This window comes from Synechococcus sp. BA-120 BA3 (genome assembly GCF_034931285.1).
Taxonomy (GTDB): Bacteria; Cyanobacteriota; Cyanobacteriia; order PCC-6307; family Cyanobiaceae; genus Cyanobium.
The window spans coordinates 1-6,852 of the sequence record NZ_JAYGHZ010000330.1 but is presented as its reverse complement, the minus strand read 5'-3'; the positions used below and the strand labels follow the sequence as shown (position 1 = coordinate 6,852).

The 6,852-nt window shown below is 70.5% G+C and carries 9 protein-coding genes; 5 read left to right on the top strand and 4 right to left on the bottom strand.

Annotation, left to right across the window (positions count from 1 at the left end; genetic code table 11):
- Positions 1–695, top strand: a 695-nt coding sequence (locus VB737_RS13655) for a fructosamine kinase family protein (RefSeq protein WP_500313741.1), incomplete at its 5' end; no start/stop codon positions are given.
- Positions 696–747: 52 nt separating this feature from the next.
- On the opposite strand, the gene VB737_RS13650 is transcribed toward VB737_RS13655, so the two are convergent.
- Positions 748–1,119 carry a CAAD domain-containing protein gene (locus VB737_RS13650; protein WP_500313739.1) on the bottom strand — a complete coding sequence of 124 codons (372 nt, stop codon included), beginning with the start codon at positions 1,117–1,119 and terminating at the stop codon, positions 748–750.
- 43 nt (positions 1,120–1,162) lie between these two features.
- On the opposite strand from VB737_RS13650, the gene VB737_RS13645 reads away from it, so the two are divergent.
- The 3 genes from VB737_RS13645 (at position 1,163) to VB737_RS13635 (ending at position 3,615) form a co-directional block, all read left to right on the top strand.
- Positions 1,163–1,666 (top strand): M67 family metallopeptidase, encoded by a 504-nt coding sequence (locus VB737_RS13645; protein ID WP_500313738.1) that lies wholly within the window; start codon positions 1,163–1,165, stop codon positions 1,664–1,666.
- The gene (gene moeB, locus VB737_RS13640; RefSeq protein WP_500313736.1) at positions 1,653–2,822 is read left to right on the top strand and encodes a molybdopterin-synthase adenylyltransferase MoeB; all 1,170 of its coding nucleotides are present in this window, start codon (positions 1,653–1,655) and stop codon (positions 2,820–2,822) included. The genes VB737_RS13645 and moeB overlap by 14 nt, the downstream gene beginning before the upstream one ends.
- A gap of 82 nt (positions 2,823–2,904) precedes the next feature.
- Positions 2,905–3,615 carry an ion channel gene (locus VB737_RS13635; protein WP_500313735.1) on the top strand — a complete coding sequence of 237 codons (711 nt, stop codon included), beginning with the start codon at positions 2,905–2,907 and terminating at the stop codon, positions 3,613–3,615.
- Between the two features lie 9 nt (positions 3,616–3,624).
- Here the strand turns inward: VB737_RS13635 and VB737_RS13630 are convergent, their stop codons facing one another.
- Positions 3,625–4,788, bottom strand: coding sequence for a cob(I)yrinic acid a,c-diamide adenosyltransferase (locus VB737_RS13630; protein WP_500313743.1), 1,164 nt, complete (start codon positions 4,786–4,788; stop codon positions 3,625–3,627).
- A gap of 69 nt (positions 4,789–4,857) precedes the next feature.
- Between VB737_RS13630 and larE the strand changes: the two genes are divergently transcribed.
- A complete protein-coding gene (larE, locus tag VB737_RS13625) occupies positions 4,858–5,730 on the top strand; it encodes an ATP-dependent sacrificial sulfur transferase LarE (protein WP_500313734.1) in 873 nt (290 codons plus the stop codon).
- Between the two features lie 61 nt (positions 5,731–5,791).
- On the opposite strand, the gene speD is transcribed toward larE, so the two are convergent.
- Together speD and VB737_RS13615 are read right to left on the bottom strand one after the other, a co-directional pair.
- Positions 5,792–6,286 carry an adenosylmethionine decarboxylase gene (speD, locus tag VB737_RS13620; protein WP_500313732.1) on the bottom strand — a complete coding sequence of 165 codons (495 nt, stop codon included), beginning with the start codon at positions 6,284–6,286 and terminating at the stop codon, positions 5,792–5,794.
- An 88-nt stretch (positions 6,287–6,374) separates the two neighbouring features.
- Positions 6,375–6,852, bottom strand: a 478-nt coding sequence (locus tag VB737_RS13615; RefSeq protein ID WP_500313730.1) for a DNA replication/repair protein RecF, incomplete at its 5' end; no start/stop codon positions are given.

Here is a 6,852-nt window from a genome sequence, read left to right as displayed (position 1 = left end):
CCTGCGGGCTGGCGGGACCGTCGGCCGTGCTGGTGCTCCCCTGGTTCGACCTGGCGCGCGGCCGTTCTGCGGCCGATGAGCCGCAGTGGCGCCGCCTGGGTGCTGCGCTGGCGGCCCTGCACCGCCAGAGCCTGACCCGCACGTGCGTGGCGGAGGATCGTCCCGGGGAGGCCTTCGGCTGGCCCCGGGACAATGTCATCGGCTCGTTCCCGCAGCGCAACGGCTGGGAGGCGGACTGGAGCCGGTTCTTCGTGGAACGGCGGCTGGCTCCCCAGCTGGAGCACCTGGCCAGCAGCGGCCACCCCCTGCGGCGGGCCGCCACGCTGCTGGAGCGCGCGGCCGAGTGGCTGGGGACGCATCGTCCGGAGCCCTGCCTGGTGCACGGTGATCTCTGGAGCGGTAACGCGGCCGTCACCAGCGATGGCCAGGGGGTGATCTTCGATCCGGCGGTCCACCGGGGCGACCGGGAGGTGGACCTGGCCATGGCGCGCCTGTTCGGGGGCTTCCCCGAGGCGTTCTTTGAGGGGTACCAGGAGAGCTGGCCCCTGCCGTCAGGGCACCGCTCCCGGCGCGAGCTCTACAACCTGTATCACCTGCTCAACCACGCCAACCTGTTCGGCGGCAGCTATGTGGGACAAAGCGAGGCCTGCCTGGATGCGCTGCTGGATCGCGGCGAGGGCCAGGGGTGGGGCTAGTCGGGGTCCGGGGACGTCGCCACGCCCCCGGTGTTGCCGAGGATCGCGGCGTTCAGCTGAGGTATTCCTTGCGCAGCGACTGGAGCTTCGCCATCACGGCCGAGCGCTTCTCACCGGTGGTGAGGTTGTTCCAGCTCCAGTTGCCCACCACCACCAGGCCGAGCAGTTCCAGCAGGCCCGGCACGATCGGCAGCAGGTTGATGGTGTCGAGCACGCCCTTGATCAGGATCTGGGCCACGATCACCGCCAGCAGCACGCCGGAGGCCTTGCCGATCCGACCCACCTGGCTCCAGTCGACCTTGTCGAGGGTTTCGTTGACCTTGCCGATCACCTCGCTGTAACGCTCGGTGAAATCGACATCGGCGGCGGGGGTGGTGGTGTCGTCCTGCATGGTCTCCTTCACTTCGGTCGTGCTGTCGATCATGGAAGGAGAGGTCTCCTGACGGAATGATGCATAACGTACCGGTGTGACCCCACAGACGCCAGAGGAGCTGGGCCTCGGTCGGCAGGCGCTGACGGTGCTGGAGGCCGTCCTGCTGGCGGCCGACCCCGAGGAGGGCTGTGCCCTGCTGCTGGGTCGCCGCGACCCCTGGCACATCGAACAGGTCTGGCCCTGCCTCAACGTCTGGGAGCCGCCGCCGGAGCGTCGCCGCCGCTTCGCCCTCGATCCCCGCGAGCAGCTGCAGGCTCAGACATGGGCCCGGGCACGGGGGCTGACGGTCCTGGGCTCGGCCCACAGCCACCCGCTTTCGGCGCCGGTGCCCTCGGCGCTGGATCGCTCCCTCGCCTTCGCCCCCACCCTGATGCTGATCCTGGGGCAGGCCGATGGCCCCGCCGCATCGCGGTCCGAGGGGGACGCGCCGCGGTCCCTGGCCTGCTGGTGGATGCCGGAGCAGGGCCCTCCCCGGCGGTTGGCGTGGAGAATGGACGATTCGAGCGACGTGGGCCTTCGCCGCCATGCTTCCTCCTGACACCAGCGCCGTCCAGCTGAGCCCCGATGAGGTGGTGCGCTTCTCCCGCCACCTGATCCTGCCGGAGATCGGCATGGAGGGGCAGAAGCGGCTCAAGGCGGCTTCGGTGCTGTGCGTCGGCACCGGCGGCCTCGGCTCCCCCCTGCTCCTCTATCTGGCCGCCGCCGGTGTGGGCCGTCTGGGCATCGTTGACTTCGACGTGGTGGATCACAGCAACCTGCAGCGCCAGGTGATCCACGGCACCAGCTGGGTGGGCAAGCCCAAGATCGAATCCGCCAAGGCCCGGATCCACGAGATCAATCCCCACTGCCAGGTGGATCTCTACGAAACGGCCCTCACCAGTGAGAACGCCCTCGAGATCATCGCCGGCTACGACATCGTCTGCGACGGCACCGACAACTTCCCCACCCGCTACCTGGTCAACGACGCCTGCGTGCTGCTGGGCAAGCCCAACGTCTACGGCTCCATCTTCCGCTTCGAGGGCCAGGCCACGGTCTTCAACTTCGAGGGGGGCCCCAACTACCGGGACCTGTTCCCCGAGCCGCCGCCGCCGGGCATGGTGCCCTCCTGCGCCGAAGGCGGTGTGGTGGGGGTGCTGCCGGGGATCATCGGCGTGATCCAGGCCACCGAGGCGGTCAAGCTGATCACCGGCATCGGCACCAGCCTCAGCGGCCGCCTGCTGCTCTTCGATGCCCTCAAGATGAGCTTCCGGGAGCTGAAGCTGCGCCCCAACCCGGAGCGCCCCGTGATCGAGGGGCTGATCGATTACCAGGAGTTCTGCGGCGTGGGCGGTTCGGCCCCCGGCCAGGAGGAGGCCGGCAGCGTGGCCACCATCAGCGTGGGCGAACTCAGGATGCTGCTCGATGGCCCCGAGGACGACCTGCTGCTGCTGGATGTCCGCAATCCCCCGGAAGCGGAGATCGCGGTGATCCCCGGCGCCGTGTTGGTGCCCCTCGATCGCATCGAGAGCGGTGAGGCGATCGAGGAGGTGCGGCAGCTCGTCAGCGGCAAGCGGCTCTATGTCCACTGCAAGCTGGGCGGCCGTTCCGCCAAGGCCCTGATCGCCCTCGGCCGTCACGGCATCGAGGGGGTCAACGTGCAGGGGGGCATCGACGCCTGGAGCCAGGAGGTGGACCCTGACGTTCCGCGCTACTGATCCCCTCTCCCCCGCCAGACAGCGGTGGCTGGAGCGCCGCCGCCTCGAGGCCCGGCGCCTGATGGCGCTCGAGAAGCGCTTCTTGCCGCTTCTGCTCTCGGCCCTGCTTCCGATTCTGGTGATGCCCATCACGGCCACGCGAGGCTGGCCGGCCAACGTGCTCCTGGCGCTGGTCTTCAATCTGCTGATCCTGCAGTCGATCCTGACCCTGCCGGTCATCGCCGTGGTGACCTACTCCCGCCTCCGCCAGGAGATCTTCCGCGCGGTCGGAGTGGCGGGCGGCCTGGGGCTCTGGGTGCCGGTGTTCGCCGGCACCTGGCCCGGCGGGTTGTTCCGGGTCGTGGAGATGGTGCTGCTCAGCCTGTTTTTCCTGATCACCTCGATGCGGTTGGTGCGCCTGCTGGCCCGCGTGCCGCGCGTCAACGTGCAGGTCATGGCCGGCGCCGCGGCGGGTTACCTGCATCTTGGTCTCACCGGCGGTGTGCTCGCCACAGCCACCCAGGTGCTCGTGCCCGGCAGCTTCAGCCTCGGGGAGGGCGCCAGCCATCAGCTGCTCCTCGACCGGCTCACCTATTTCAGCTTCGTCACCATCGCCGGGGTCGGCTATGGCGATGTGCTGCCCGCCAATGCGGTGGGGGAGCGCTTCGTGATCCTGCTCAGCGTCGCCAGCACCCTCTACGTGGCCCTGCTGGTGGGCCTGCTGCTGGGGCGCTTCATCGCCTCGGAGGAGGTGGAGATGCTCGAGGACGACATGCTGGGGCTCGATCAGGCCGATGGTCCAGGGAATCCCTGACCGGCCGCTTCAGTAGTCGACGCCGCGCTTGAGGTCGACGCCTCGCTCGGCGTAGTGCTTGTGGCACACCATCTCCGAGTGGACGCTGGCCAGGTCGAAGTAGGCCGGCCGGCTCTTGCAGCGGCCCGTGATGATCACCTCGGTCTCGGTGGGCTTGCGCAGCAGGGTCTGGACGATCGGCTCCACCGGCAGCAGCTCCAGATCCACCGTTGGGTTCAGTTCGTCGAGGATCACGGTCTTGTAGAGGCCGCTGGCGATGGCGGCCCGGGCGATCTCCCAGGCCCTCTCCGCCTCCACGTAGTCGATCGGCTGCTGCTGTCCGCGCCACACGATCGCGTCCCGTCCCGAGCGCAGGTGATCCACCAGGTGGGGGTAGCTCTCCCGCAGGGCGGCGATGGCCGCGTCCTCCGTGTAGCCCGCCCCGCCCTTGAGCCACTGCAGGATCAGCACCCGGTGGCTCTTGTCCTGGCTGATGCCCCGGCCGATGGCCTGCAGCCCCTTGCCCAGGGCGCTGGTGGACTTGCCCTTGCCTTCCCCGGTGTAGATCTCCAGGCCCTCCAGACCCTGCTGGGGTCCGCGGTGGGCCCGCATCTCCGAGTGCAGATCGGCCAGCTGCACCAGCTGGCGCGGTGCACCCCGGCCCGTGCAGATGATCTCCATCCCTGCCGGCTTGGTGGCCAGGGTGCGCACCACCTCCTCGGTGTCGAGCAGGCCCAGGTCGAGGACGGGGTTGAGCTCGTCGAGCACCACCACCGAATACAGGTTGCTGGCGATCGCTCCCTTGGCGATGTCCCAGCCCCGCTGGGCCTCCTGGTGGTCGAAGCGGGTGGCTTCCGCGGCACTGAAGTAATCCCCCCGGCCGGTGCGCACCTGGTCGATCAGGTGGGGGAAGCCCTGTTGCAGGGCCTCGATGGCGCTGTCCTCGTCGTAAGCGCGGCCGGGACCCTTGAGGAACCGCAGCAGCAGCACCCGGGTGCGCTTCTGTTCGCAGATGCCCAGCCCGATGGTGCGCAGCACCACCCCCAGGGCCGCCTGACTCTTGCCCTTGCCCTCGCCGTCGTAGACGTGCAGCTGGCCGTGGGCGCGCTCGTCGCTGCCGGCGGCGGTGCGGATGCCGATGCCCCGCCCGGTGCCGCGCTGCGGGGTCTGGGTGCTGCGGGCGGCGGGGGTCATCGGCGGGTGGCGGGGAGCTTCGTCGGGCATCTGGCCCGGATGCTACCGAGCCTTGCCAGGATCTACGCCATGCCCGCCACCCGCCACCTCAGCCTGCTTGAAGCCCTGCCGGCCCCGCTGGAGCGGGGCCTGGAGGCCCTCTGCTACCAGCTCGACGCCTTGCCGCAGGTGGTGGTGGCCTACTCCGGCGGTGTGGACAGCGCCCTGGTGGCCGCCCTGGCCGGCGACCGGCTGGGGGAGCGGGCCCTGGCGGTCACCGGCGTCTCGCCGGCCCTGGCCCCCCATCTGCGCCGGGAGGCCAGCCACCAGGCCCGCTGGCTGGGGCTGCGCCACCAGGAAGTGGCCACCGCGGAGCTGGCCGACCCCGCCTACAGCAGCAACCCCCAGGATCGCTGCTATGCCTGCAAACGGGAGCTGCACCGGCTGCTCGCCCCCATCGCCGCCGCCGCCCGGGGGGCCCAGGTGCTGGACGGGGTCAACCGCGACGACCTCGGCGACCACCGGCCCGGGATCCGTGCCGCCCGGGAGTTCGGCGTGCGCTCACCGCTGGCGGAGGTCGGCATCGACAAGGCGGGGGTGCGCCAGCTCTCCCGGGCCCTCGGCCTGCCCTGGTGGGACAAGCCCGCCCAGCCCTGTCTCGCCTCCCGCTTCCCCTACGGCGAACCGATCAGCGCCACGCGGCTGGCCCGGGTGGCCGCCGCCGAGGACTGGCTGCGCCAGCGCGGCTTTCCCGAGCTACGGGTGCGCAGCCAGGGGGAGACGGCCCGCATCGAGATCCCCGCGGCCGGACTGCCGGCGGCGCTGGAGCGTCTGGCCCAGGGTGAGCTGCGCCCCGAGCTGGTGGGGGCGTTCCGGGCGATGGGGTTCACCGCTGTGGCCCTCGACCTCGAGGGGCTGGTGAGCGGCAAGCTCAACCGCGCCTTGGCGCCGGAGCTGCCCTGAAGGGAAACGGCAAAGCCGCCGGAGAGAGGCTCCCCGGCGGCTGGTTGTGGTTCACCGGCGCTCAGGCGCTGGCGAGGTGGGGCTCCCTCTGGCTGTCGACCAGGGCCTCGGGCGTTTCGCGCCGGAAGCTGGTGAGCTTGTGGCGGCCGGCGCCCAGCTCCTCCCACAGGACCTGGCAGGCCCTCTCCGGCATGGTGTGGTCACCGCAGGTGAACACGTCCACGGCCGCGTAGCCCGATTCGGGCCAGGTGTGGATGGAGATGTGGGATTCCGCCAGCAGGGCCAGGCCCGTGACGCCCTGGGGTTCGAAGCGGTGGGTGATCAGGTTGAGCAGGGTGGCACCAGCGCGTCTGGCTGCTGTCGTGATGGTGTCCCTGAGGAAAGCTTCGTCGTCGAGCCTTGCGCAATCGCAGTCGTAGAGCTCGAGGATGCAGTGTTTCCCTACCGCGTCGGTGGTGTCGCCAGGGGCGGAGACGGGGTGTGCAATCGGGTGGGCGGGGGAGGCGGCGGGCTTCCATCCCGGGTTGGGATGCAGGCTGGAAAGGGTCTGGTTCATCGAATCCGGTCAAACAGGCCTCACCATACGTGCCGGAGCGCGGAACCGAGGTTCGCCAGGCTGCCTGCGGCAGCAGGGGGTTCGGGCCTCAGGCCACCAGCGCGCCGCTGCGCAGTTCCACCACCTGGCTGCGGGCCCTCCAGCCCGTGCTGAAGGCCTCCAGGTGGGTGGCGCTCACCAGGCACTGGTGGCCGTCCCCCACCGCCTCCAGCAGCAGCTGCTGGCGCCCCGGGTCGAGTTCGGCCAGCACGTCGTCGAGCAGCAGCAGCGGCGGCTGACCCACCACCTGGCCCACCAGCTCCAGTTCCCCCAGCTTCAGGGCCAGCACCAGGGTGCGCTGCTGGCCGGCGGAGCCGTAGCGCCGCGCGGCCTGGCCGCCGATCACCAGGGCCACCTCGTCCCGGTGCGGACCCACCTGGCACTGGCCCAGCCGCTCCTCCGTGGGCCGCTGCTGGCGCAGCTGCTCCTCCAGGGCCTGCCGCCAGGGAGCCTCCTCGTCGCTGGCCTCCGCCAGCACGGTGCCGCTCAGGTAGTCGAGTCGCAGGGGTTCGCCGCCTCCCCCGATG